Here is a 24,682-nt window from a genome sequence, read left to right on the forward strand (position 1 = left end):
CTCAGCCCGCCTGCACGGGCACGGCCGGCTGCAGCACTGGCGCGCTGCGCGAGCGCCACAGCAGGAACAGGCCCAGCGCGACCAGCGGCAGCGACAGCAATTGGCCCTGGGTGACCCAGCCGAACGCCAGGTAGCCGATGTTCGCATCGGGCACGCGCACGAACTCGACCAGGATCCGGAACACGCCGTAGAGCAACGCGAACATCCCCGAGACCGCGTAGCGCGCACGCGGCTTGCGCGAGAACACCCACAGGATGACGAACATCGCCAGCCCCTCCAGGCACGCCTGGTAGAGCTGCGAGGGGTGGCGTGCGAACTGATCCAGCGCACCGGTCGCAAACTCGGCCTGCAGGCGCTCGGCCGACCAACCCGCGAAGGCCGGATCGGTCGGAAACACCACGCCCCAGCCGGCCTGGGTGTACTTGCCCCACAGCTCTGCGCCGATGTAGTTGCCCAGCCGGCCGAAGCCCAGGCCCGGCGGCACCAGCGGCGCCACGAAGTCCATCACGTCGAAGAAGTGCAGGCGCTGGCGCCGCGCCCACCACCAGGCCGCCACCAGCACGCCGAGTAGGCCGCCGTGGAAACTCATGCCGCCGTCCCAGACCTTGAACAGCATCAACGGGTCGGCCATCAGCTCGCCCGGCGTGTAGAACAGCACGTAGCCGATGCGGCCACCCAGGATCACGCCGAGGATGCCGTTGAACAGCAGGTCGCCGAAGCGCTCGACATCGACGCCGGGCAGGCGGCCGGCGCGGATGCGCAGCCGCCCCAGCCACCAGGCCATACCGAAGCCCAGCAGGTACATGACGCCGTACCAGTGGACCGACGGATGGAACGGGCCGATCTGCGGCAGTTGCAGCGCGATCGGATCGATCTGGTGAAGGATGATCATCGGATCAGCGCGGCAGCGGATGCGTGGGCGCGTCGACCGGCGGCGTCACCTCGCCGCGATTGCGCATCGCGTTGCGCTTGGCCCACAGGTTGAGCATTTCGACGAACGCCGAGAATCCCATCGAGCCGTAGATGTACCCCTTGGGAATGTGCAGGCCGAACCCGTCGAGCAGCAGGTAGACACCGATCAGCACGATGAACGCCAGCGCCAGCATTTTCACCGTCGGGTTGGCGTCGATGAACTTGCCCAGCGGCTGCGCCGCGAGCAGCATCACCGTCACCGCCAGCAGGATCGCGCAGACCATCACCGGCACGTACTCGCCGGCCATGCCGACCGCGGCGATCACCGAGTCGAGCGAGAACACGATGTCGATGACCGCGATCTGCGCGATCACCGCACCGAACGACGCAGTCGCCTTGCCGATGCTGCCGTGGGCTTCGGGATCCTCGCCCTTGAGCTGCTCGCGGATCTCCATCGCGCCCTTCACGATCAGGAACAAGCCGCCGAGGATCAGGATCAGATCGCGCACCGAGATGCCACGACCGAACAACTCGAACAGCGGATCGGTCAGCCGCGCCAGCCAGGCCAGCGTCAACAGCAGGCCGATGCGCGTGATGCAGGCCACGGCGATACCGAACTTGCGCGCGAACTCGCGCTTCTCGACGGGCAGCTTGCCGACGGCGATCGAGATGAAGACCAGGTTGTCGATGCCCAGCACGATCTCGATCGCACTGAGCGTGATCAGCAGGATCCAGACCTGGGGGTCGGTCAGCAGTTCCATCATGGGGAGGGCATCCTCGTTTGGGGTCCAGCCACCGCGGGGCTCGCGGCGGCGTCTACAGCCAGCGCGGCAGCAGGATCAGCGTCCATACCGCCACCACATTGATCATCGTCACGAACACCGCGGCCGATCCCATGTCCTTGGCCCGTCCGGCAAGCTCGTGGTGCTCGGCGCCGTAGCGCTCGATCACCGCCTCGATCGCCGAATTCAACAACTCCATCGCCAGCACCAGCAGGCAGCTGCCGAGCAGCAGCGCCCGTTCCACGCCGGTGTCGCCCAGCCACAGGGCCAGCGGCGTGAGGACCGCCAGCACACAGACCTCGAGCCGGAATGACGACTCGTGCAGCCAGGCCGCACGCAGGCCCTGGCAGGACCACACCGTGGCCTTGAGCATGCGTGCCGGCCCGCGCGGCCAATGTCCGGTGTCGTCGGCCATCGCTCACGCCCGCGCCCGGCGAGCCGTCGCCGAACGCCGGATGCGCACCGGCAGGACGCGGAGCACAGGCCGCGGAGGGGTCGAAAGCATGACAGACCGGATCGGGAGGGACAGTCGCGACCGGGCGATTCTGCCACATCCCTGGCCCCGGGCCGGCCGCGGTTTGCATCGCGCGACAGGGGCTGTTTGACTGGCGGCTCGTTCGAACCCGGTCCTGTCCCGATGTACGCACTGTTTTTCGCCCGTCTCCGCGCCGCCGCCGTCCTGTCGCTCGTGGCGGTGCTGCTGGCCGGCTGCGCCAGCTCGCGCAGTTTCACCGCAGGCCTGGATCCGGTGTCGTCACCCGAATGGGCGGCCGACATGGCTCGGTTCGCCGCCCAGGATGCCGCAGCGCCGCCACCGGAACGGCCGGTGGTGTTCACCGGCAGCTCATCGGTGCGCTTCTGGGACACGCTGGCGACGGACTTTCCCGACGTGCCGGTGCTCAACCGCGGCTTCGGCGGCTCGCAGGTGCGTGACTCGTTGTGGTACGCCGATGAGATCGCGCTGCGCTACCGGCCGCGGCAGATCGTGCTCTACGCCGGCGATAACGACACCGCCGACGGACGTTCGGCGCAACAGGTACTGGCCGACACGCAGGCCTTCGTCCGGCGCATCCACGCCGAACTGCCGGGCACTCAGATCGCGCTGCTCGGCATCAAGCCCAGCCCGTCGCGCGCGAACCTGCTGGGCATCCAGCGTCAGGCCAACGACGCACTGCGCGCCTGGTCCGCGACCCAGCGCAACGTCGCCTACATCGATGTCTTCACCCCGATGCTGGATGCGAACGGGGTGCCGCGCGAAGACCTGTTCATCGAAGATCGCCTGCATATGAACGCTGCCGGCTACGCCTTGTGGCGCGACATCATCGGCCCCTATCTGGTCCGTTGATACCGGGCGTTCACCCGGCCCGAATGCGGGTCGGACCAGACTGCGACCGGTATCGACCCGGAGCACGGCCATGCGCCACCGCCTCGCCGCCGGCCTGCTGGCCGCGCTGACCCTGGGAGTTCCCATGTCGCACGCATTCGCACAATCGACCGTTGCGCCGCAACACCCGGGTGCGCCGGGCTACGACGTGCTGCTCGACGCCGCCACCGCGCCACTGCGCAGCGCGCTCGGTGATCGCGTGGTCGTCGAGGTCGAGCGCCTGGACCGGCTGGGCGACTGGGCGTTCCTGCAAGGCACGCTGCGCGCGCCCGGGGGCGGTCGTCCGGACTATGCCGGCACGCCTTACGCCGAGCGTGCCGCGGCCGGTGGCATGTCCGATGTCTATGTGGCCTTGCTGCGCGCGCAGCCCGCACAGAGCAGCGGCGATGAGGACGCGCGTGAGGCGCCGACCGACGACGGCGCATCGACGGAGCTGGATCCCCCTACGCCCCGATGGACGGTGCTCGACCACGCGATCGGGCCGTCTGATGTGGCCTGGCTGACGTGGCCGGAAACGCACGCGGCCCCGCGTCAGCTGTTCGGGTTTTAGCGTCGGCGAGCGGGCGCGCACCGCCGGGGGCCGCTGCGCGCCCCTGAGCACACGGACGAATGCCACACAGACACGGAGGCCGGCAATTGCCGGCCTTGTGCGGGTCGTCGCAACGACGCCTCAGCGCGGCGGGGTGATGATCTCGTAGTTGTCCGAGGCACCGCCCCAGCTGATGCGCTGCGAGCCGTCGGCGTTGACGTTGTTGGAGCCGATGAACTGCGGCTTGCCGCCTTCGAAGCCAGCAAACAGCACCACATGCGACTGGCCGTTCTTCTGCATCAATACGACGTCGCCAGGCCGGGCATCTGCGAGCGACACCGTCTGCCAACCGTCGCCCTTGAGGTTGCTGGCCAACTGATCGACCGAGGCGCTGGCCTGCCCGGCGTCGATGACACCGGCCTTCTGCAGCACCGCCGAGACGAAGTTTGCACAGTTGACGTTGTTGGGCACCCACGACTGCATCGGGAGCTCGTCGCTGTACTTGAGTTCGCCTGCGTTACGGCCGATGAACTGCTCGGCGATCGCGGCCGGGTTGCGCGCATCGACCGCCCCCGTGTCGCCGACCGCCCCTGTATCGCCGACCGCGCCCGTGCCGCCGACGCCGCCGTTCCCCTGGCTGCCGCCTGCGCCGCCTGCGGCACCGGGGATGTTGAGCGTGTCGCCGGCGTAGATCTTGTTGGGGTCGCGGATCTGGCTGTTGGCCGACATCAGGGCATCGACCGAGGTGCCATAGCGGACGGCCAGTGCACTGAGGGTATCGCCCCAGGCGATGTGATGGGACGAGGTGCTGCCGATCGCGGTCATCGCTAGCCTCCGGAAGGACGTCTGGCAGGCCCCAGGGCACTGGGGCGGACGTATGCACTGTCGCCGCCCCGGCCTGTGCGCTCAATCTGGGATCGACCCTAGCGAAAGGGTTCGCCCTATTCATCGCACGCCCCGGCCAGGCCGTGGGCGGCATCGCCACGGCGACACGATGTCCGCGGCACCGCAACGGGCGATCGGCCTGCGTGCAGCGCCGCAGGCCGTCCTGCAGCGCCAGCGCGCCGCTCCTGGGCTCGACCGATCAGCGTCGGCGGGCAGCCCCCATGGGCTGATGCAGGCTCAACACGGTACCGTCGGGATCGAGGAAGTCGAGGGTGAGGCCACCGTCGGGTGCCTCGCTGACGGGCGTCACGATCTCCACGCCGTGGGCGACAAGCGCATCGGCGCAGTCGTCGATGCCACCATCGAGCGAGAACACCGGGATCGGGGTTTCGCCCACCCGGACAGTACGTTCGAGCAACACGAGGGTCACGCTGCCGGCCTGGGCGGTGGCCATCGGGCCCTCGTGGCTGTCCTCGACCGTGAGCGCCAGGCCGAGCACGTCGCGGTAGAAGGCCGCACTGCGCGGCAGGTCGGTGACGAAGAACACAAGCGTTTCGAGTCGAGCATTTGCGAGCATGGCGGTTCCTGAAGGTGGGTTACGCCGATACGTTGCCGCCGGAGGCCGGAATGTGAGCACCGCGCCGGATCAACAGCAGATGCCCACTGGGATCATGCGTCCCGAGCGCACCGCCCACCCCCGCACTCTGCAGCACGCGGCGGGCCGGCCCCATCGGTCGTGGCATCGGCGCGCGGTGCGGCACCGGGGCCGCGGCGAACGCCCGCAGCGCCGCCCGGACCTCTGCGGGCGCCGCGGCGACGGACTTGCGGACCGAGACCAACCGCTGCCGGAACGCCTGCGGCGAGATGCCGAGCAGCCAACGGATCTCGGCGGCATCGAGCCCGTGCAGGACGAGCCGGGCCACGCGCTGGGCCGCGGGCGGCATCGGCGGCAGTGCCGGCAAGGCCGGCACATCGCAGGCCTGGCGCGCATGCAGGCATTCGCCGACCGCATCTTCGCGGCGGCGCCGTCGCACCGCACCGCGCGCAGCCAGGGCCGCTTGTCGGCGCAGGGTGCCCGCCAGCCATGCCGCATCGGTGCGGCCTGCCAGGATCGCGGCGAGCAGGACCTCCTGCACGAGATCGTCGACATCCGCCGCACGTCGACTCAGGCGCGCCGCCTGCGCGCGCAAGCGACGCAGCAGGGCGGCGTCGATCGCCGGCGCTCCGGACAGCTCGACATTGGTGGCATCGGAACGCGAGGCAGGCATGGCCCGGAGCATAGCCTCACCCCGTGCGCGCAGGACGCCCAGCCGCACTACTGCTGACGCAGCGCCTCGATCGGATCGAGTTCGGACGCCTTGCGCGCCGGGTAGTAGCCGAAGAACAGGCCGGTCGCGACCGAGAACCCGGCCGCCAGCGCGACCACGTTGCCATTGAGCTGGATCGGCAACTCGCTGTTGTAGTGCCCGACCAGCAATGCACCGATCACGCCCAGCGCGATGCCCAGCACACCGCCGCCCAGCGACAGCAGCATCGCCTCGGCGAGAAACTGGCGGCGGATGTCCGACGGCCCGGCGCCGACCGCCATGCGCAGGCCGATCTCGCGGATCCGCTCGGTCACCGAGACCAACATGATGTTCATGATGCCGATGCCGCCGACGATCAGCGAGATCGTCGCGACCGCGCCGAGCAGCCACGACATCTGGCGCGTGGTCTGGTTGCGGGTGGCGACCAGCTGGGAGACATTGCGCACCTGGAAGTCGTCCGGCTCGCCCGGTCCGATCCGATGGCGCTGACGCAGCAGCGACTCCACCTCGCTCTGCACATAGCCCAGGTCGCCGGCATCGGCGACGGTCAGCGACACATCCATGACCGCGCCGGCCGGCAGGCCCATCGCCCCCATCAGGCGCCGTCGCGCGGTGTCCAGCGGCACGATCAGGATCTCATCCTGATCGCTGCCGAAACCGCTCAGCCCCTTGCTGTCGAGCGTGCCGAGTACGGTGAAGATCGTCCGGCCGATGCGCACCTGTTCGCCGACGCCGCTGGCCTCGCCGAACAGCTCCCGGCGGACGGTCTCGCCCAGCAGCACCACGCGCTCGGCGCCGGTGAAGTGCTGGGGCTCGAGCACGCTGCCATTGGCGATCGTCCAGCCGTTGATCTCCAGGAAATCGGGTTGGACCCCGCGCCAGCTGCTGTTCCAGTTGCGTTCGGCGTAGACCACCTGGCTGCTGCCACGCAACGAACCGGAGATGTACTGCACCTCCGCAATCTCCTGGCGGATCGCGTCGATATCGCCCTCGTTGAGGGTGAAGAAGCTCGATGCGCTCATGCGCGCACCGCCCGGCGAACGGCCGGCGCTGGGGCCGATGTCGAGCTTCTGCGCGCCCAGGCCCGACAACTGGCGATCGATCTCGGCCTGGGTGCCCTGCCCCACCGACACCATGACGATCACCGCTGCGATACCGATGATCACGCCCAGCGAGGTCAGCGCGCTGCGCATCCAGTTGCCGCGCAGCGCGAAGATCGCCGTGCGCAGGATGTCGAGGAAGTTCATGGTCCCACTCCCGGGCGCTGACTCGAGAGCCCGGCATCGGAACCGGCATCCGGTCCGCGATCGCCGGAACCCGGCTCTTCGTGCAGTTCGCCGTCGCGCATCACATAGGTGCGGTCGGCATGCGCGGCGACCTCCGGGTCGTGGGTGATCAGCACCACCGTATGGCCATCGTCGCGCAGTTGCTTGAACAGCGCGAGGATCTCCTCGCCGGTGCGGGTGTCGAGTGCGCCGGTGGGTTCGTCGGCGAGCAGCACCGGCGGCCGGTTGATCAACGCGCGCGCGATCGCGACGCGTTGCTGCTGGCCGCCGGACAGCTCGCTGGGCCGGTGCGCGGTTCGCGCGCCCAGCCCGACCGCCTCGAGCGCGGCCTGCGCCCGCGCCCGCCGTTCGGCCGGCGGCACGCGCGCGTATCCCAGTGGCATCGCCACGTTGTCGAGCGCACTCATTCTCGGCAGCAGGTTGAAGCCCTGGAAGACGAACCCGATCGTGTCGCGGCGCAGGGCCGCCAGCGCCTCGCGGTCGAGCGTCGCGACGTCGATGCCATCGCACAAGTAGACGCCATCGCTGGGCGTGTCGAGGCAGCCGATGAGATTCATCAGTGTCGACTTGCCCGACCCCGACGGGCCCATGATCGCGACGAACTCGCCGCGCCGGATGCGCAGGTCGACGCCGCGCAAGGCCACGACCTCCGCCTCGCTGCCTTCGGCGTAGATCTTCTTGAGTGCGCGGGTCTCGATGACGGGCGCCGGCGTGGACGTGCTCATCGCGGCGCGCGTTCGCCGATGACGATCGCATCGCCCTCGGCGAGCGGACCGGAGATCTCGACGCTGCTGCCGTCGCTGGCGCCGATGCGTACCGGCACCGCCTCGCGCTGCCCGTCGACCAGGCGATAGAGCGTGGTCCGCGTCGCGCCCACGAGCGAGGCCAGCGTGCGCTGCCATTGCGCGCGCTGGGTGTCGTCGAGCTGCGCTGTAAACTCGGCGAAATCCTGCTGGACGCGCTCGGTCACGCGCTGCCGGATCTGTGCCTGGAGACGGGGATCGAGCGCGCGCGCGCCACCGCCCGGTCCGCCACCGGGGCCACCCGCTGCCGGGCCGCGCGCGCCCGCCGGCGCGCGCTGGCCCCCGGCCTGCGGGCGGTCCTGTTGGCGCGCGCGCATGGCGGCCAGCGCCGCATCGAACGCGGCCTGCTGCGATGCATTCAATTCCAGGTCCGCGGCTGCGGCCTCCAGGTCGGGCACCAGACCACCGCCCGGCGCGCCCGACGGCGCCGCCATTGCGATCTGCGCCGCATCGGCCGGCTTGTACCGCGTCGCCGCGCTGGCGACCTTGAGCACGTTGCGGCGGTTGCTGACCTCGATCTCGGCGTTGACCGTCAGCCCGGGCAGCAGCGTGCCATCGCTGTTGTCGACGGTCACCACCACCGGGTACGTGACCACGTTGTTGGTCGTGGTCGCCGACAGCCGGACCTGCTCGACCACGCCACGGAACTGGCGATCGGGAAAAGCGTCGGCGGTGAAGTTGACGGCCTGGCCCGTGCGCACCTGGCCGATGTCGGATTCATCGACCGACAGCTCGATACGCATCTTCGCCAGGTCCTCGGCGATCTGGAACAGCTCGGGCGCGGTCATGCTCGCGGCCACCGTCTGCCCGGGCTCGATCGAGCGCAGCAGCACCACCCCGTCCACCGGGGAGCGGATCACCGTGCGATCCAGATTGACCCGCGTGGTCTGCGTCGCCGCTGTCTGCTGGCGGATCTGCGCCTGCATCGAGGCGACCTGCGCGCGCGCCTGGTCCAGCGCGGCCTTGGCCAGGTCGATATCGCTCTGCGCGACCAGTCGCTGGGTGCCCAGATCGGCCTTGCGTCGATAGTCGAGCTCGGCGTTCTGCAGCGTCGCCTGCGCCTGCGCCAGCGACGCCCGTGCCGAGGCGATTTGCGCACTGCCCTGCTCGATCTGCGCCTGGTAGCTGCTCGGATCGATGCGCGCGATGATCTGGTCCTTGACGACCTTGTCGTTGAAATCGACCAGCACGTCGGTGATCTGCCCCGAGATCTGGCTGCCGACGGTCACCGTCGAAGTCGCGCTGAGGGTGCCGGTCGCCGAGATCGCGACGCGGATGTCGCCGCGCTCGACCAGCGTGGTGCGGTAGGCCGCGTCCGCGCCCTCGCTGCTGCGGCCGGTCCACCACCACAACCCCGCGGCGACGACCGCGATCCCCACCACGAGGGGCACGATGCGCGCCGGACCACGGCGACGGGAAACGGTCTTGGGCTTGGCACGGCTCGACATGCAGGCATCTTCGATGGGCGATATGACGGGGTAACGCACCAGGCCGGCCGCAGTTGACCGGTGTGCGCACCGATCATCATGCCGCGTGCAGACCCGGTGGGCACGGGCTCAGCCGGCCGGGCGCGTCAGCCTGATCGTCACCGTGGTGCCCTCGCCGGGCGTGCTGTCCAGGCTCACCGGCCAGCCGAAGCGGGTGCCCAGCCTGCGTACGATGGACAGACCGATTCCCTTGCCGGCCTGGCCGAACGGATCGGCACGATAGAACGGCTCGTAGACCCGCTGCAGCACTTCGTGCGTCATGCCGATGCCGGTATCGCGCACGACGATGCGATCCTCGGCCACCACCACCACCACCTCGCCTTTCTCGGTGAATGCCCAGGCATTGCGCAGCAGATGGCCGAGCATCACGCCGAGCACGCGCGGCGGCGCATCGAGTCGCGGGCTGGCCTGCAGATCGACCCGCAAGCCCAGGTGCTTGGCGTCGAACATCGGGCGGACCTTCTCGACCTCTTCCTCGACCACCGCGGCGACCTCGAACACTTCGCTTTGCGGCATCACCCCACGCTCGCGCGCGAGCACCAGCAAGGCGTCAATGACGGCCTCCATGTCCTGGCTGGCGCGACGGATGCGCAGCAGCGGGCGCTGCTGGTGCGGCGGCGTCGACGGATCGGCGGCAATCATGTCGCTGGCGACACGGATCACCGTCAGCGGGGTGCGCAACTCGTGGCTGGCATCGCGGGTGAACTCGCGCTCGCGGCGTACGAACGAGGCGATGCGCTCGCCCAGCCCGTGTAGCGCGTTCGACAGGGCCTGCGCCTCGCGGCCGCCACGTTCGCGCGACTCCAGCGGCGGTGGCATCCCGTCCTCGTCGCCGGCGGGATTCCAGCGGCCGACCTCGACGGCGAGTTGGTGGATCGGCAGCACCATCCGTTTGGACGTGCGGTAGGTCAGCCATGACACGATGAAGATCGTGCCGACCGTCAACACGATCAGACCGCCTGCAGCCAAGGCCAGCATGCGGTCGAACAGACCCATCGATACCGCCAGGTACAGCGTCCCGGCCTCGCGCCGATCCACCAAGAGTACCCCGCTGGTGTCGCGGCGCTGCGAGAAACCCTCGGGCGCATCCTTGAACCAGAGCAGGCTGGCAACCGCGCGGTCGCCGCTGACGATGCTGTCCCAGGCGCCGCCGCCGCGGGGGACGAAGTAGCCCTGCATGTTGGCGCCGAACGGCGGTGGATGGGCCGCGTCGGTCGTGCGCGCGCGCCAGTAGGCGTCGGCCTCGGCGCGCAGCCAATGCCGCGCTGCGACCTCGCGGCCGACCAGCGCCGCGGCCAGGATGCAGACCACCAGCGTCATGCCGGCGATGACCGCCTGGAACGTGAACGCATCGCGGATACGGTTGGGGAGCCCCTGGGGCATCGGATCGAGCGCCTGGCGTACCGGCTCAGGCCGGCGATTGTTCGATGTCGGCGATCCGGTAGCCGGCGCTCTGCACGGTGTGCAGCAGCTGCTTGTCGTAGGGCTTGTCGATGATCTTGCGCAGGTTGTACAGGTGACTGCGCAGGGTGTCGGAGTCGGGCAGGCTGTTGCCCCAGATCTCGCGCTCGATCTCCTGGCGGTTGACCACGCGCGGCGATTCGCGCATCAGGATCGTCAACAGCTTCATGCCGATCGGCGAGAGCTGGAGTTCGGTGCCGCCGCGGGTGGCGCGCATGCTGGCCGGATCGAGTACCAGGTCGGCCACCTTCAGCACTTCCGAGCCCACCTGGCGACGCTCGCGGCGGATCAGCGCACGCAGCCGGGCCTCGAGCTCCTGGATCGCGAAGGGCTTGGTCAGGTAGTCGTCGGCGCCCGAGCTCAAGCCGGTCAGCTTCTCGTCCAGCGTGTCGCGCGCGGTGAGCATCAGCACGGGGGTCGACTTGCGCGCATCCTCGCGCAGGCGCTTGCAGACCTCGATGCCGTCCAGCCGGGGCAACATCAGGTCGAGCACGATCACGTCGTAACTGTTCTCCGTCGCCAGTCGGTACCCGTCCAGGCCGTCGGCCGCGTAGTCGACCTCGAAACCGCGCCCTTCCAGATATTCGCCGACCATCTCTGAAATGTTGCGATTGTCCTCGACAATGAGAACGAGTCCCCCTGGTTCCTGACCTGCACGCATTGCTTGGCTCCCGTGGCTGGTGCGGTGATTAATCTTTGTGAAAATCTCACGCGCCGGGTGCACAGTTCGTGAAGATTGTGACGTGCCAGCGGACCGGCAGGCTCTGCGCTACGCTTCGCGCTCCCTCGCCCGAGCCATCGACATGCCCGGCTTCGAACGCTTCCTCCCCGTGCTCCTGCTGCTGGGGTCCAACATCTTCATGACCTTCGCCTGGTATGGCCATCTCAAGTACCGCAGTGCGCCGCTGCTGATGGTGATCGTGGTCAGCTGGGGCATCGCGTTCTTCGAGTACACGCTGATGGTGCCGGCCAACCGGATCGGCGCGGCGGTCTACTCGGCGCCGCAGCTCAAGGGCATGCAGGAGGTCATCACGCTGCTGGTGTTCGCGGGGTTCTCGACCTGGTACCTGGGGCAGCCGTTGAAGTGGAACCATTGGGCAGGCTTCGCGATGATCGTCGTTGCGGCGTGGCTGATCTTCCTGGAGTAAGCCAAAACGCAGTGCCGCTGGCGCCTCAAGTGTTCCGAGCCGCGCGCGCGGCCTCATTGCCCTGACCAGGCGGAACGCAATCGAGGGCGGGGCGGGCTTCGCGATGATTGTCGTTGCAGCGTGGCTGATCTTCCTGGAGTGACCCAAACGCAGTGCTGCTGGCGCCTCAGTAATCCCAGCCGCGCGCGCGGCCTCATTGCCCTGACCAGGCGGAACGCAATCGAGGGCGGGGCGGGCTTCGCGATGATTGTCGTTGCAGCATGGCTGATCTTCCTGGAGTGACCCAAACGCAGTGCTGCTGGCGCCTCAAGTGTTCCCAGCCGCGCGCGCGGCCTCATTGCCCTGACCAGGCGGAACGCAATCGAGGGCGGGGCAGGCTTCGCGATGATCGTCGTTGCGGCGTGGCTGATCTTCCTGGAGTAAGCCAAAACGCAGTGCCGCTGGCGCCTTAGGTGTTCCCAGCCGCGCGCCGCTCAGGCTGGCCGCGGCGAGAGCATGATCACCGCCATGCCTGCCAGGCATAGCGCCGCACCGATCAGGTCCCAGCGCGTCGGCACGACCGCATCCACCCGCCACAGCCAGACCAGGGCCACCGCGACATAGACCCCGCCGTAGGCCGCATAGACACGTCCCGATGCGGTCGGATGCACACTGAGCAGCCAGACGAACAGAGCCAGCGACAGTGCGGCAGGCAACAGCAGCCAGGCGCTGCCGCCCTTGCGCAGCCATAGGTAGGGCAGATAGCAGCCCACGATCTCGGCCACGGCGGTGAGCAGGAACAGCAGCAAGGTCTTCATAGGCCGAGAGGAGTGGGGGGCGGGAACAACGTGAAGTGACGGCGGCGGATCTTTGCCGCAGCGCGACAGGCGTCGGGCGCCTGCCTGGGCGCGAGGCGTCAGCCGAGGTCTTCGGTGTCCGACCGGCCCTCGCTGCGCTTGACCCGCATCCAGTAGGCCTCCTGCGCGGCGAGCGGCAACTCGGCGAACACGGTGCCGTCGGCCTCGGCCAGCGTCTCCATCGCACGAAATCGGCGTTCGAACTTGTGGTTGGCCCGGCGCAGCGCGCTGCCGACATCGACCTTCGCGTGACGCGCCAGGTTGGCGGCGACGAACAGCAGATCGCCCAGTTCGTCCTCCAGCCGGTCGCGCGCGGCCGCATCATCGGGATCGGCGGCGAGCGCATCGAACTCGGCGCGCACTTCGCCGAGTTCCTCCTGCAGCTTGGCGAGCACAGGCTGCGGTCCGGGCCAATCGAACCCCACCCGCGCCGCGCGGTTCTGCAGTTTGGTCGCGCGCTGCCATTCCGGCAGGCCACGGGCGATGCCCGCCAGCGCCGACCCATCCGTCTCGCCGGCCTCGGCCCGTTCGGCGCGCTTGATCGCCTCCCAGTTGCTCGCGACCGCACCAGCGTCGGGGGCATGCATGTCCGCGAACACGTGCGGGTGCCGCCGGACCAGCTTGCCGACGATCGCCGCGACCACGTCGTCGAACGAGAATGTCCCCTGCTCCTGTGCCAGGCGCGCATGGAAGACCACCTGCAGCAACAGGTCTCCCAACTCGTCGCACAGGCCCGGCAAGTCGCCGCGGTCGATCGCATCGGCGACCTCGTAGGCCTCCTCGATCGTGTACGGCGCAATCGTGGAGAAATCCTGCTGCAGATCCCAAGGACACCCGGCCTGCGGATCGCGCAACCGCGCCATCACCGCCAGCAACCGCGCCATCCCGTCGTCGTTTTCGGCCATCACACACCTCCCTCACAAGCAAGACCGGGGTCAGAGTCGATTTTCCCAAACAGGGTCAGCGTCGGTTTGCTGAGGATGCTGACGGCCATCGCACCTGAAAAATCGACTCTGACCCCGGTTTGAGTGTCAGAGCCATGTGCGCCAGGGGAGGCCGGGATCGCCGATGGCGATGAAATCGCCGTTGAGCAGGGTCTGGCGCTGGTTGTAGCGGAAGGGTCGGCCGCGGGGGTCGAGCACGACGCCGCCGGCGGCCTCCAGGATCGCTTGACCGGCGGCAGTGTCCCACTCGCTGGTCGGCCCGAAGCGTGGGTAGACGTCGAGGGCGCCTTCGGCGAGCCGGCAGAACTTCAGCGACGAGCCGAGCGGGCGCGGCTCGATGTCGCCGATCCGTGCCAGCACTGCGGCGGTGCGCGGATCGCGGTGCGAGCGGCTGGCGGCGACCCGCAGCGGACCGGCCGCGCCCGCCGCCCGGCGCGTATGGATCGCGGTCTCGCCGCCGCCATCGCGGCGGAACGCCCCGCCCCCCGGCATGCCGTACCACAGCGCGCCGGTGACCGGGGCCTGGATCACCCCCAGGATCGCGACGCCGTCGTCGATCAGCGCCAGGTTGACGCTGAACTCGCCATTGCGCTTGACGAAATCCCGGGTGCCGTCGAGCGGGTCGACCAGCCACATCCGCCGCCAAACGCGGCGCTCGGTCACCGGCACCGCATCGGCCGCTTCTTCCGACAACACCGGGATGTCGGGCGTGAGCCGGTGCAGGCCGTCGACGATGACATGATGCGCGGCAAGGTCGGCCGCGGTCACCGGGCTGTCGTCGGCCTTGGCGACCACTTCGAATGCGTGCGCATAGACCGCGAGGATCGCCTCGGCCGCGCGATGCGCGATCGCGATCGCGCCTTCGACGACCGTAGGCTCGACCGGCGCGCGGCCGTCAGCCACCGTAATGGCGCAACCAGTCGCGGACGATGAACAGCGCGGCGATCGAGCGCCCTTCCGAGAAGTCCTCGCGCAGGATCAGCTCGTGCAGCGCATCGAGCTTCCACGGCACCACGTCCAGTTCCTCGGGCTCGTCGCCAGGCAAGCGTTCGGGATACAGATCGCGCGCGAGCACCAGGGTCGCCTGGTGGCTCATGTAGGTCGGCGCCAGGCTCAGGCTGCGCAACGCGTCGAGACGACGGGCGCCGTAGCCGGCCTCTTCCTTGAGCTCGCGGTCGGCGGCCTGGATCGGGGTCTCGCCGGCGTCGATCCGGCCTTTGACCAGACCCAGCTCGTAGCGATGCATGCCAGCGGCGTACTCGCGCACCAGCAGCACCGTCTCCGCATCGATCAACGGGACGACGATCACCGCGCCATGGCCACGCCCGTGCAGGCGCTCATAGCGTCGGCGCTCGCCGTTGGAGAACTCCAGATCGAGCTGCTCCATCCGGTACGGGCCGGCGTCGTGTTCGGTGATCCCATGGATCGTCGGCAACCGTCGGCTCACGCGCGCACGCTCCGGCCTGCACGGCGCCGGCGCTGCGGGGCGATAATGGAGGGATGACAGAACAGATCCACGATCCGGCCATTCTAGCCGACGGCAACGACTGGCGGACCCGCGACCTCGCCGCGGTCTGGCACCCGTGCACGCAGATGCGCGAGCACCCCGATACGCAACCGCTGCTGCCGATCGTGCGCGGCGAAGGCGCCTGGCTGGTCGAGGCCGGCGGCCGCCGCATCCTCGACTCGGGCAGCAGTTGGTGGACCAATCTGCACGGACATGCCGAGCCGCGCATCGCCGAGGCGATCGCGCGCCAGGCACGCACGCTCGAGCAGGTGATCCTGGCCGGCTGCACCCATCCGTCGGCGATCGAACTGGCCGAACGGCTGCTGGCGCTGGCCCCGCGCGAGCCGGGACGGGCGCCGTTGTCGAAGGTGTTCTACGCCGACAACGGCTCGGCCGGCGTCGAGGTCGCGCTGAAGATGGCGTTCCAGTGGTTCGCCAACCGCGGCGACGCGCCGCGACGGACCAAGTTCGTCGCGCTGCGCAACGGCTACCACGGCGAGACCCTCGGCGCGCTCGCGGTCGGCGACATTCCCTTGTATCGCCGGGTCTATGCCCCGCTGCTGTGCGAGTCGCTGTTCGCGCCCTCGCCCGACGCCTTCGAGGCGCGCGCGGGCCAGAGCGCCGCCGCGCACGCCGAGGACGCGGCCGATGCGCTGGCGCGCCTGCTCGATGCGCACGCCGGTGAGATCTGCGCGCTGATTCTGGAGCCGCTGATCCAATGCGCCGGTGGCATGCGCATGCACGACCCGGTGTATCTGCGGCGCGTGCGCGAGCTGTGCGACGTGCACGGCATCTTCCTGATCGCCGACGAGATCGCGGTCGGCTTCGGGCGCACCGGCACCTTGTTCGCCTGCGAGCAGGCGCCGGGCAACGCCGGCACGCCCGCCGGCATCCAGCCCGACCTGCTATGCCTGTCGAAGGGGCTGACCGGCGGTTTTCTGCCGCTGTCGACGGTGCTCACGACCCAGGCGCTGTACGACGGTTTCCTCGACGCCTCGCGCGAGCGCGCGTTCCTGCACTCGCACAGCTACACCGGCAATCCGCTGGCCTGCGCCGCGGCCCTGGCCTCGCTCGACATCTTCACTGCCGACGACACGCTGGCGCGCAACCGACACACCGCCACGCGCATGGCCGCGCTGGCCGCGCAGGTCGGCGCACACCGGCATGTCGCCGACACCCGCCAGACCGGCATGGTCGTCGCGTTCGAACTCACGCGCGACGGCGACCGCGCGACGCCGTTCGACCCGGCGCTGCGCGTCGGCCTGCGCGCCTACCGCCATGCGGTCAAGCGCGGCGTGCTGCTGCGCCCGCTGGGTGACATCCTGTACTGGATGCCGCCCTACTGCATCGACGAAGACCAGTTGCAACTGCTCGCGCAGGTCACCGCCGAGGCGATCGAGGTGGCGACGTCGTGCGCGTGATTCGGGCCTTCGTCGACCTGCCGTTGCGCGAGGGCGAGACGATCGCACTGCCCGAGGACGCCGCCGCGCACCTGGTCCGCGTGCTGCGCCTGCGCGAGGGCGAGCGCTGCGTGTTGTTCAACGGCGACGGGTGCGACCACGAGGCAGAACTGACCCGAGCCGACAAGCGCGGCGCGGCCGCGCGGATCGGCGCCGGCCGCCCCGTCGCGCTCGAGTCGCCGCTGCGTATCGTGATGCTGCAGGGCATCGCCCGCGGCGAGAAAATGGACTGGATCCTGCAGAAGGCCACCGAACTGGGCGTGGCCGCGATCGTGCCGGTCTCGAGCGAACGCAGCGAGGTCCGGCTCGACGCCGAGCGCGCCGGCAAGCGGCACGCGCACTGGCGCAGCGTCGTGGTCTCGGCCTGCGAGCAGAGCTGGCGCGCGCACGTGCCCGAGGTCGCCGCGCCGCAATCGCTGGCCGCGGCACTGGCCGCGCTGTCGCCCGGCACCGGCCGCTGGCTGCTCGATCCCGAAGCGACCGCGGGCCTTGCGACGATGCCCGCGCCGACGGGCGAGCTGGTGCTCGCGATCGGCCCGGAGGGCGGCTGGTCGGCCAACGACCGCGCCGCGCTCGTCGCCGCCGGTTTCGGTGGGCTGCGCCTGGGCCCCCGGATCCTGCGCACCGAGACCGCCGGCATGGCCGCGATCGCCGCGCTGCAGGCGCGGTTCGGCGACCTGGGATGACCCCAGGCCGGGGCTGCCGGCCCGGGACCGGCCTGCCCTAGCCCACGACCTCGCGCACTGCGCGCTCGAGCGCATCCAGGTCCGGGATCTGCGCGACCTCCTCGCCCAGGCGCACATGGGCACGAATCGCGAACGGCAACGGCGCGGTGTCGTGCGCGCCATCGGGTTGGCGCAATTGCGCGGCCGAGACCGTGACCAGGCGCGGGAAGCCTTGGGTCGAGAGTGCGAGATACGGCAGGTGCGGATCGCCGCCGAGCGCCTTGAGCACGACCACCTTGTTGCCAAGCCCGGCCGTGTCGTCGCCCTGGCCCGACAGCGTCGCGAAGGCGACCAGCGGCAACCGCCAGCCGCGCCAGCGCAGCCGCCCAGGCAGCCACGCCGGCGCGCCGGGGATGGGATCGGGCACCGAGTACGACAGCACCTCGGAGATCGTCGCGTTGGGCAGCAGCAGTTGCGTCGCCCCGGTCCGGATCAGCACGCACCGGATCTCGGCCGTCGTGCTCACAGCGACCAGCCCTCGTGCTGGGGCGCGCCGGCGCCGGGCATCCAGCGTTCGATCACCCAGGCGGCGAGCGTCGGCGGGGTCCCGGTCTGATGGCCGCGCGCATTCAACGCCTGGGCAGCGGTGGGGTCGTAGCACCCCGCGCCGTCCTGCCCGACGACCAGCGCGCCCTGCCAGGCGGGCGCCGTGGCCAGCGGCACGAGCGCGGGATCGGCCCCGCTGAGCAGCAGCCACGCGCTGTCGGCGGCCGGCATGGCTTGCGTGATCGCCGCGGGATCGCCGCCGGCGGCGAAGCGCATGTGCCCACCTATGCGCTGCGGCAGCAGATCCGGCGGCAGCACGTACACCGTGCCCGGCGCGATCGCCATGCCGGGTTCGGCCAGGTGCACCGGCATCGCGGCCACGCGCACCATCTGCCGAACCAGTTGGTCGTAGCGTCCGCTCTCCAGGTGCAGCCGCACCAGGATCGGCCGCGGGAAGTCTTCGGGCAGCGCACCCAACAGTTGCCGCACCGCATCCGGACTGCCGAGCCCGCCGTCCATCAGGACCAGCCCACGCTCCGGACCATGGCCATAGCTGTCGGCGTCGGCCAGCGCCAGGCCGGCGATCCGTTGCTCGAGATCGGCCAGATCGTGCGCAGGCGGTATCGGCGGTGGCGGTCCGGACTTGTCGGCAAGCCCACGGAACGACGGCAGCAGGTCGATGTCCGCCGATGGCACGCCCAGAACGTCGTGGTCCTGGTCGCGCTCGGCCGCGTCGGCGGCTGCGGCCGCCGGGGCGCTGTCCGCAGTGGCAGGGGGCATCGGCGCTGCGTCGGCACGATCGTCACTGCCGTCGAAATCGAAATCGAGCTCGAAGGGCGCATGCGGCGGGTCGTCGTACTCGGCTGCGACCGGATCGAAGGCGTAGGCCGCATTGCCGGACGACGCATTCGCCGCATCGCCCATCTGCGCGGCATCGGCATCGGACCCTCGGTCCTCGCGCAGCCGCAGCTTGGCGCCCAGCTGCCGCACCCAATGCGCGGCGGCGTCGCCACTGCGCTCGAGTACCCGGTCGGCGTCCTCGAACACGACCATGCGTCCGGGCCGTGCCAACACCGGCGCCAGGGCCTCGATCGCGTCGGCGATCACCGGCTCCAGCGCGACCACGATCGCGGCCGGGGCGAGCGCGTCCACTTGCTCGGCGTCCGCCCTCAGCGGGTCGATCTGTACGGCCGCGTCCGCGCCGGCCTCCACCACAGCCGCCGCAAGCCGGTCGCAGACCGGGCCGGGCCGGGCCAGCACCACCACACGCAAGGCAGGGTCACGCATCGTCGGGCTCCAGTCCCAGCAAGGCCTGGACATGCCGCAGGAGCTCCGTCTCCTGATACGGCTTGCCGAGGTAGCGATCGACGCCAATCTCCAGCGCACGCTCGCGGTGTTTGTCGCCGCTGCGGGAGGTGATCATCATGATCGGCAACGCGCGCAGCCGAGGGTCGGCCTTCATCCGCATCGCCAGTTCGTAGCCATCCATGCGCGGCATCTCGATATCCAACAGCACCAGATCGGGAATCCGTTCATCCATGCGCTCGAGCGCGTCGATGCCATCCTTCGCGGTCGCCACCGCCAGGCCCTGCCGCTCCAGCGCGCGGCAGGTGACCTTGCGCATCGTGATCGAATCGTCGACGACCAGCACCAGCGGGACACGACGGGCCTGCACGGGCGACGGCGCCGCAGCGATGGCCGCTTCGGGCTGCGCCGCCTGCCGACGCACCAGTGGCGCGATATCCAGAATCACCACCACGCGACCGTCGCCCATGATCGTCGCGCCGAAGATGCCCGGGATTGACGTGAGCTGGGGCCCGACCGGCTTCACCACGATTTCGCGGTTGCCCAGGATCTCGTCCACCGCGACCGCCGCGCGCAGCTCGCCGGCGCGGATCAGCAGCAAGGGCATCTGCAGGTGGCCTTCGGCACGCGCAGGCGCCTGTCCGACCAGCCGGCCCAGGTCGTGGAGCGCGTAGTCCTCGTCGCCGTACCGGTAGTCACGGCCCGCGCGCAGCGCGTCGCGCGCGATGCGGCCGACGCCGCGCACCGAGGCGATCGGCACCGCGAAGGTGGTCTCCCCGATACGCACGAACGCGGCCTGGGTCACGGCCAGCGTCTGCGGCAACCGCAACACGAACGTGCTGCCCACGCCGTCCCGCGATTGGATGTCGACGCTGCCGCCGAGCTGGCGGACCTCGCTGGCGACCACGTCCAGGCCGACGCCGCGCCCGGCCACGTGACTGAGCGCGCTGGCGGTCGTGAAGCCGGGCTGCAGGATCAGCGCGTCCAGGTCGCGCTCGGCGATCTGCGCATCCGGCGTCAGCAGGCCGCGCTCGTGCGCGCGGCGGCGGATCGCCGCGCGGTCCAGCCCAGTGCCGTCGTCGGCCACCTCCAGCACGATCTCCGCGCCCTCGCGGCGCAGTGCGATGCGGATCGCGCCCACCTCGGGCTTGCCCGCCTGTTGGCGTGCCTGCGGCGTTTCCAGTCCATGCGCGACGGCGTTGCGCAACAGGTGCTCGAGCGGCGGGCCCATGCGCTCGAGCACATTGCGATCGATCTCGCCGTGGGCGCCGGCCAGGTGCAGATCCACTTGCTTGCCGGTGTCCTGGGCGGCCTGCCTGACGACGCGCCGCAGGCGCGGCACGATGCCGTCGAAGGGCACCATGCGCGTCCGCATCAGGCCTTCCTGCAGATCCGAGCTCACGCGCGACTGCTGCTGCAGCAGCGATTCGTAATGTCGGGTCTGCTCGTCGAGGGTGTGCTGCAGGCTGTCGAGATCGGCGGCCGTTTCGCCGAGTGCGCGCGAAAGCTGCTGCAGGGTCGAGAAGCGGTCGAGCTCGAGAGGATCGAACGCGATGTCGCCGCTGTCGCCTTCGCGCCGATAGCGGGCGACGATCTGGGCCTCGGTCTCGATGTCGAGCCGTCGCAACTGGTCGCGCAGGCGGTCGTTGGTCTGCCCAAGTTCGAGCATCGCGCCGCGGAAGGTTCCCAACTGCTGCTCGAGGCGCGCGCGGTAGATCGCGACCTCGCCGGCGTAGGTGACCAGGCGGTCGAGCAGCCCGGCCCGGATGCGCACCTGCTCCTGCGAGCCGCGTGTGGCGTCGTCGTCGCCGTCGACCGAGAGCGCCAGCGCAGGCAGCGGCGCTGACAACGGCATCAGCGCAGCGTCGCTGTGCATCCCATCGAGCGGTCCGGACGCATCCGCGGCGCTGCGGGCGGTCACCGTGAACGCGTCGACCAGGGCCGGCGAAGGTCCGATGGCGCGGCGTTCGCCGGCGCGCACAAGCATCGCGTGCAACCGGTCGAAGCCTTGCTCGAGCAGCGCGAGATCGTCCCGATGCATCGGCCGGTGTTGCTCGGCAAGGGTCTCGAGCAGCGTCTCCATCGCATGCCCGAGGTCGCCGATGGGCATGAGCCCGGCCATGCGGGCGCCGCCCTTGAGCGTGTGCAGGTCGCGTTGCAGGCCCGCGATCGCGGGCAAGGCGCCCGGATCGTCGCGCAGCAGCGCCAGCAGGCCATCGGCATCGTCGAGCAGGTCGATGCCTTCCTCGACGAAGGTGTCGATCAGCTCGGGATCCAGGCCGATCAGGTCCAGCGGGCCTTCGGGATCGTGATCCGAAGCGCCCTCGCCCTCATCTTTCCGCTCAGCACCGACATCGACATCGACATGGGCGTCGGCGTCGGCGTCGGCGTCGGCGTCGGCGTCGGCGTCGGCGTCGGCGTCGGCGTCGGCAGCAGTCTGCGTCCGCGATGTCGCCGTGTCCGGGGCATCGCCTGCGGGCACCACAGGCGAGCACGCGTGCGCATCTGCAACAGGCGGCGCCTCGGGTGGCGGGGCGAGGTCGTTGCGATCGCGTGCATCCGACGTCGCGACGCCGACGTCGGCCTGCGGAGGCGCGATGCCGATCTGGCTCGTTGCGACAGCCGCCTGTCGCAGCGCCCTTGCAGCGTAGCGATGGCGCTCATCGGCAAGAACCTCGGCATCGATCGCAGCTTGGCGCTGCAGCGCCGACGCCCGTTCGGGCTGGCGTCGCGCGCTGTCGAGATGCTCGATCGCCGGGGGGGGCGCGTCCGCCTGCTCGACATCGGCATCGGCCGCGATGTCCGTATAGAGATCGAGATCGGAGTGCGCGCGCGCCTGCCCTTCGGCAGCGACGTCATCGACGCTCAGCGGCGCGGCATCCGAGGGCGCCGATGCCTGAGGCGCGTCTTCGCCCTCGCCATCGTCGCGCTGAGCCTGCTCGACATCGGCCTGCTCGAAACGCGCGCCATCGAGCAGTGTGGCCGCCGCGTCGTCCCCCTCGTCCAACATGGGCGCGTCCACGATCGGCGCATCGAAGTCGGCGATGTCGTAGCCGGCGACCGGCGACGCATCAAGGCGGTCGCGGACGACGCCCAGGCGTGCCGCCAGGGCCGGCAACACAGCGATCCGAGGATCGTCGTCGTGCAGGCGCGTCAGCGTCTCGCGCAGCGCCCCGCGCAACGCGTCGATCGCGTCGACCGCTTCGGGATCGGGCACCGACGGCGTGGCGACCAGCCGCCGGGCATAGTCCTCGGCCGGCGCCAACAACGCGCCGACCGCCGGGACCTCGGCCATCGCGAACGCGCCGTGCATCGTATGCAGCGCGCGCAGCAGCCGCTCGACGTCGAAGGCGTCTCCGGCACGGGCCGCGTCGATCCAGGCATCGACGGTCAGCAGGTGCTCGTTGGCCTCGGCATCGAGAATCTCGAGCAGCAGCGCGTCAATGCGTGCCGGCACGGTGGCGACGGCCTCCACAGCGGGCGGTGCCTCAACGGTGCGCACGGCATCGGCCGCGGCCATCGGCGCTGGCGGCGAGATGCCCGCGTCCCCCGCCGCGATCTCGGCGACTCGGGCGGCGACCGCATCCACGTCGAGCAGCAACGGGGCCTGGTCGCGCAGCGCCGCGTCCAGTGCCGGCAGAGCCTGCGCGGCCACGTCGACCGCTGCCACGACGGCCTGCCCCCCCGGATGCAGGCCGTCGATCACGCGATTGAGCAGCGATTCGACGCGCCAGGCGAACTCGCCCAGCTCGACCGCGCCGACCAACCGGCCGTTGCCCTTGAGCGTGTGGAAAACGCGTCGCACCTGCCGCAGCCGCTCCGGATCGCCGGGGTGCCGCCGCCACTGGGGCAACAATGCCTCGAGATGGGCGATCTCGTCGGCGAGTTCTTCCAGGAAGATCTCCCGGATCTCATCGTCGATGTCGTTGCCGACGGCCGCGAAGCCACCCCGCGGCGGCGTCTGCGCCACACCTGCCGGCACCCACGCACCGTCGCCGGTCTGGGTGTCATCGGTCGAGGGATGGCTGCCGTCGCCATGGGCGGCAAGGCCCTGGTCCTCGTCCGCCTCCCCCGCCCCAGGCGCGGTGCCGGGCAGCGGCCAGTATCCCAGCGTCTGCAGGCGGCTGCGGGCGACCTCGAGGAACCGGTCGCGATCGGGACGTTGCGCGTCCACCCCCTGCAGGAAGGACTCCAGGCTCGCCACCGCATCGGCGAAGGCGTCCAGTGGCCCCGGCGCAGGTGCCTGCGCCCCCGCCAGCAGTTCGCGGTCGACGTACAGGCGCACGCCCTCCAGGCAGGCGGCCGCCTGCGGCTGGTCCAGCATCGCCAGCGCACCGGCCACCTCGACCAGCAGATCCGGCACCGCCAACAGCGCCGTGCGATCCCATTGCCGGTCGACGAAGACGACCAGTGCTTCGCGCGCTTCGCCGAACGCCGCGATCGCCTCGCCGATCGCCACTGTCCGGGCACGCTGCGCCTCGGCGGCGAGCGCGGCGTCGGTCGCCACCGCATCGCCCAGTTGCGCGACCTGCATGTCGAGCGTGGCATCGACGTAGAGCAGCGCCCCGGCGATGTCGAGCAGCGCGGCTTCGTCGGCCGGCATCGCGCCGTCGACGATCGCATCCAGCGCCTCGCGCTGCTGCACGACCACCGCGCAGGCGTCGTCGAGCCCGACCATGCCCAGCGTGTCGGCCACCGTGGCCAGCAGAGCCGACTGCGGCCGCAACGCGGCGGGATCGCGCACGCCGGTGCGCAGATGCAGGTCGAGCGCATCCTTGACCTGCAGCAATTCGTCCTTGACCGCTTCGGTCACGGTACCGAGCAAGGCGCGGTTGCGTCCGGCCAGGCTGCTGCGGGCATGGTCGAGTTCGGCGTCGCTGGGACGCGCGTCGCCCGGGCCGAATGCCTCGCGCAGCGCAGCGAGCGTGTCGGCCGAGACCGGGGCCTCGTCCTCGCCCTCGGCATCGGGCGCGTCCACCGCCCCGACATCGAAGAACAGGCGCTCGTGCAGCGCGGAGATGCCACGCGCGGCGCGCAGATCGTTGAGCAGCGGCAGCAATACGATCGGGATGTCGCGATGCCCCCCCTGCAGCCGTTCGAGATAGTCAGGCAGCAACAACAGGCCGCGCAGCAAGGCCGAGGCCGCCGCGTCGCGATCCCCGACCTCGCCCCGGCGCAAGGCCTCGACCAGCCGCTCCATTTCCTCGACCACGAGCGCAGGCGCCTGCAATTCGACCATCCGCAGCGTGCCGGTCGCCTGGCGCAGCCCGGCGGCGCAGTGGTGCAAACGCGTGCCGTCGTCGGGCGCTTCGACGAAGCGCTCCAGTTCCATCCGTGCCTGGCGCAGCACCTCATCGAGCTCGGGCTTGATCCAGCCCAGCATCGTGTGGTCGATGGCCTCGCGCAGCCCGCTCATGCGTCGGTCCGTGTCCGGC

23 protein-coding genes are annotated in these 24,682 nt (G+C 70.2%); 5 read left to right on the plus strand and 18 right to left on the minus strand.

Translation table 11 applies throughout. The features are described 5' to 3' along the window. Position 1: 1 nt before the first annotated feature. Genes lgt through ABE505_RS09230 form a run of 3 tightly spaced genes read right to left on the minus strand, consistent with a single transcriptional unit; the run spans position 2 to position 2,109 of the window. On the minus strand, positions 2–892 hold the full coding sequence (lgt, locus tag ABE505_RS09220; RefSeq protein WP_346442988.1) for a prolipoprotein diacylglyceryl transferase: 891 nt from the start codon (positions 890–892) through the stop codon (positions 2–4). Between the two features lie 4 nt (positions 893–896). Beyond that, positions 897–1,676 (minus strand): TerC family protein, encoded by a 780-nt coding sequence (locus tag ABE505_RS09225; RefSeq protein ID WP_346442990.1) that lies wholly within the window; start codon positions 1,674–1,676, stop codon positions 897–899. Positions 1,677–1,728: 52 nt separating this feature from the next. After that, positions 1,729–2,109: a diacylglycerol kinase gene (locus ABE505_RS09230; protein ID WP_346442992.1), complete on the minus strand. Its 381-nt coding sequence runs from the start codon at positions 2,107–2,109 to the stop codon at positions 1,729–1,731. 231 nt (positions 2,110–2,340) lie between these two features. On the opposite strand from ABE505_RS09230, the gene ABE505_RS09235 reads away from it, so the two are divergent. Beyond that, complete coding sequence (locus tag ABE505_RS09235; RefSeq protein ID WP_346443093.1) at positions 2,341–3,039, plus strand: SGNH/GDSL hydrolase family protein; 699 nt, start codon at positions 2,341–2,343, stop codon at positions 3,037–3,039. A 70-nt stretch (positions 3,040–3,109) separates the two neighbouring features. Then, positions 3,110–3,628: a hypothetical protein gene (locus ABE505_RS09240; protein ID WP_346442993.1), complete on the plus strand. Its 519-nt coding sequence runs from the start codon at positions 3,110–3,112 to the stop codon at positions 3,626–3,628. A 120-nt stretch (positions 3,629–3,748) separates the two neighbouring features. On the opposite strand, the gene ABE505_RS09245 is transcribed toward ABE505_RS09240, so the two are convergent. From ABE505_RS09245 to ABE505_RS09280, 8 genes are all read right to left on the minus strand, one after another. Then, positions 3,749–4,432, minus strand: coding sequence for a LysM domain-containing protein (locus tag ABE505_RS09245; RefSeq protein ID WP_346442995.1), 684 nt, complete (start codon positions 4,430–4,432; stop codon positions 3,749–3,751). A gap of 259 nt (positions 4,433–4,691) precedes the next feature. Beyond that, positions 4,692–5,069: a VOC family protein gene (locus ABE505_RS09250; RefSeq protein WP_346442997.1), complete on the minus strand. Its 378-nt coding sequence runs from the start codon at positions 5,067–5,069 to the stop codon at positions 4,692–4,694. 19 nt (positions 5,070–5,088) lie between these two features. Next, entirely contained in the window at positions 5,089–5,760 is a 672-nt protein-coding gene (locus tag ABE505_RS09255; protein ID WP_346442998.1) for a hypothetical protein, read from the minus strand. A gap of 47 nt (positions 5,761–5,807) precedes the next feature. Further along, positions 5,808–7,046, minus strand: a complete 1,239-nt coding sequence (locus ABE505_RS09260; protein WP_346443000.1) for an ABC transporter permease — start codon at positions 7,044–7,046, stop codon at positions 5,808–5,810. Further along, positions 7,043–7,810, minus strand: coding sequence for an ABC transporter ATP-binding protein (locus tag ABE505_RS09265; RefSeq protein ID WP_346443002.1), 768 nt, complete (start codon positions 7,808–7,810; stop codon positions 7,043–7,045). The genes ABE505_RS09260 and ABE505_RS09265 overlap by 4 nt, the downstream gene beginning before the upstream one ends. Continuing rightward, on the minus strand, positions 7,807–9,336 hold the full coding sequence (locus ABE505_RS09270; protein ID WP_346443004.1) for an efflux RND transporter periplasmic adaptor subunit: 1,530 nt from the start codon (positions 9,334–9,336) through the stop codon (positions 7,807–7,809). The genes ABE505_RS09265 and ABE505_RS09270 overlap by 4 nt, the downstream gene beginning before the upstream one ends. A gap of 108 nt (positions 9,337–9,444) precedes the next feature. Then, complete coding sequence (locus ABE505_RS09275; RefSeq protein ID WP_346443005.1) at positions 9,445–10,758, minus strand: HAMP domain-containing sensor histidine kinase; 1,314 nt, start codon at positions 10,756–10,758, stop codon at positions 9,445–9,447. 25 nt (positions 10,759–10,783) lie between these two features. After that, positions 10,784–11,497: a response regulator transcription factor gene (locus tag ABE505_RS09280; protein WP_047137337.1), complete on the minus strand. Its 714-nt coding sequence runs from the start codon at positions 11,495–11,497 to the stop codon at positions 10,784–10,786. 142 nt (positions 11,498–11,639) lie between these two features. Between ABE505_RS09280 and ABE505_RS09285 the strand changes: the two genes are divergently transcribed. After that, complete coding sequence (locus ABE505_RS09285; RefSeq protein ID WP_346443007.1) at positions 11,640–11,984, plus strand: DMT family protein; 345 nt, start codon at positions 11,640–11,642, stop codon at positions 11,982–11,984. Positions 11,985–12,457: 473 nt separating this feature from the next. Here the strand turns inward: ABE505_RS09285 and ABE505_RS09290 are convergent, their stop codons facing one another. The 4 genes from ABE505_RS09290 to nudE all read right to left on the minus strand — a co-directional run bounded on the left by ABE505_RS09290 (position 12,458) and on the right by nudE (position 15,211). Continuing rightward, on the minus strand, positions 12,458–12,781 hold the full coding sequence (locus ABE505_RS09290) for a YnfA family protein (protein WP_346443009.1): 324 nt from the start codon (positions 12,779–12,781) through the stop codon (positions 12,458–12,460). A 98-nt stretch (positions 12,782–12,879) separates the two neighbouring features. Then, entirely contained in the window at positions 12,880–13,725 is an 846-nt protein-coding gene (gene mazG / locus ABE505_RS09295) for a nucleoside triphosphate pyrophosphohydrolase (RefSeq protein WP_346443011.1), read from the minus strand. Between the two features lie 126 nt (positions 13,726–13,851). Next, positions 13,852–14,667: a 3'(2'),5'-bisphosphate nucleotidase CysQ gene (cysQ, locus tag ABE505_RS09300; protein ID WP_346443013.1), complete on the minus strand. Its 816-nt coding sequence runs from the start codon at positions 14,665–14,667 to the stop codon at positions 13,852–13,854. Continuing rightward, the gene (gene nudE / locus ABE505_RS09305; RefSeq protein ID WP_183427527.1) at positions 14,660–15,211 is read right to left on the minus strand and encodes an ADP compounds hydrolase NudE; all 552 of its coding nucleotides are present in this window, start codon (positions 15,209–15,211) and stop codon (positions 14,660–14,662) included. The genes cysQ and nudE overlap by 8 nt, the downstream gene beginning before the upstream one ends. Positions 15,212–15,264: 53 nt before the next feature. Between nudE and bioA the strand changes: the two genes are divergently transcribed. After that, a complete protein-coding gene (gene bioA, locus ABE505_RS09310) occupies positions 15,265–16,692 on the plus strand; it encodes an adenosylmethionine--8-amino-7-oxononanoate transaminase (protein ID WP_346443015.1) in 1,428 nt (475 codons plus the stop codon). Then, positions 16,683–17,417 carry a 16S rRNA (uracil(1498)-N(3))-methyltransferase gene (locus ABE505_RS09315; protein ID WP_346443017.1) on the plus strand — a complete coding sequence of 245 codons (735 nt, stop codon included), beginning with the start codon at positions 16,683–16,685 and terminating at the stop codon, positions 17,415–17,417. Before bioA ends, ABE505_RS09315 begins: the two co-directional genes overlap by 10 nt. Before the next feature lie 37 nt (positions 17,418–17,454). Here ABE505_RS09315 and ABE505_RS09320 read toward each other — a convergent pair whose 3' ends face one another. The 3 genes from ABE505_RS09320 to ABE505_RS09330 are packed head-to-tail and all read right to left on the minus strand — an operon-like array spanning position 17,455 to position 24,663. Continuing rightward, entirely contained in the window at positions 17,455–17,922 is a 468-nt protein-coding gene (locus ABE505_RS09320) for a chemotaxis protein CheW (RefSeq protein ID WP_346443019.1), read from the minus strand. Next, positions 17,919–19,229: a chemotaxis protein CheB gene (locus ABE505_RS09325; protein ID WP_346443021.1), complete on the minus strand. Its 1,311-nt coding sequence runs from the start codon at positions 19,227–19,229 to the stop codon at positions 17,919–17,921. The genes ABE505_RS09320 and ABE505_RS09325 overlap by 4 nt, the downstream gene beginning before the upstream one ends. Continuing rightward, a complete protein-coding gene (locus ABE505_RS09330) occupies positions 19,222–24,663 on the minus strand; it encodes an Hpt domain-containing protein (protein ID WP_346446204.1) in 5,442 nt (1,813 codons plus the stop codon). Before ABE505_RS09330 ends, ABE505_RS09325 begins: the two co-directional genes overlap by 8 nt. Between the last annotated feature and the right edge of the window lie 19 nt (positions 24,664–24,682).

The sequence above is a fragment of the Luteimonas sp. TWI382 genome, assembly GCF_039674545.1.
In the GTDB taxonomy this organism is placed as follows: Bacteria; Pseudomonadota; Gammaproteobacteria; order Xanthomonadales; family Xanthomonadaceae; genus Luteimonas.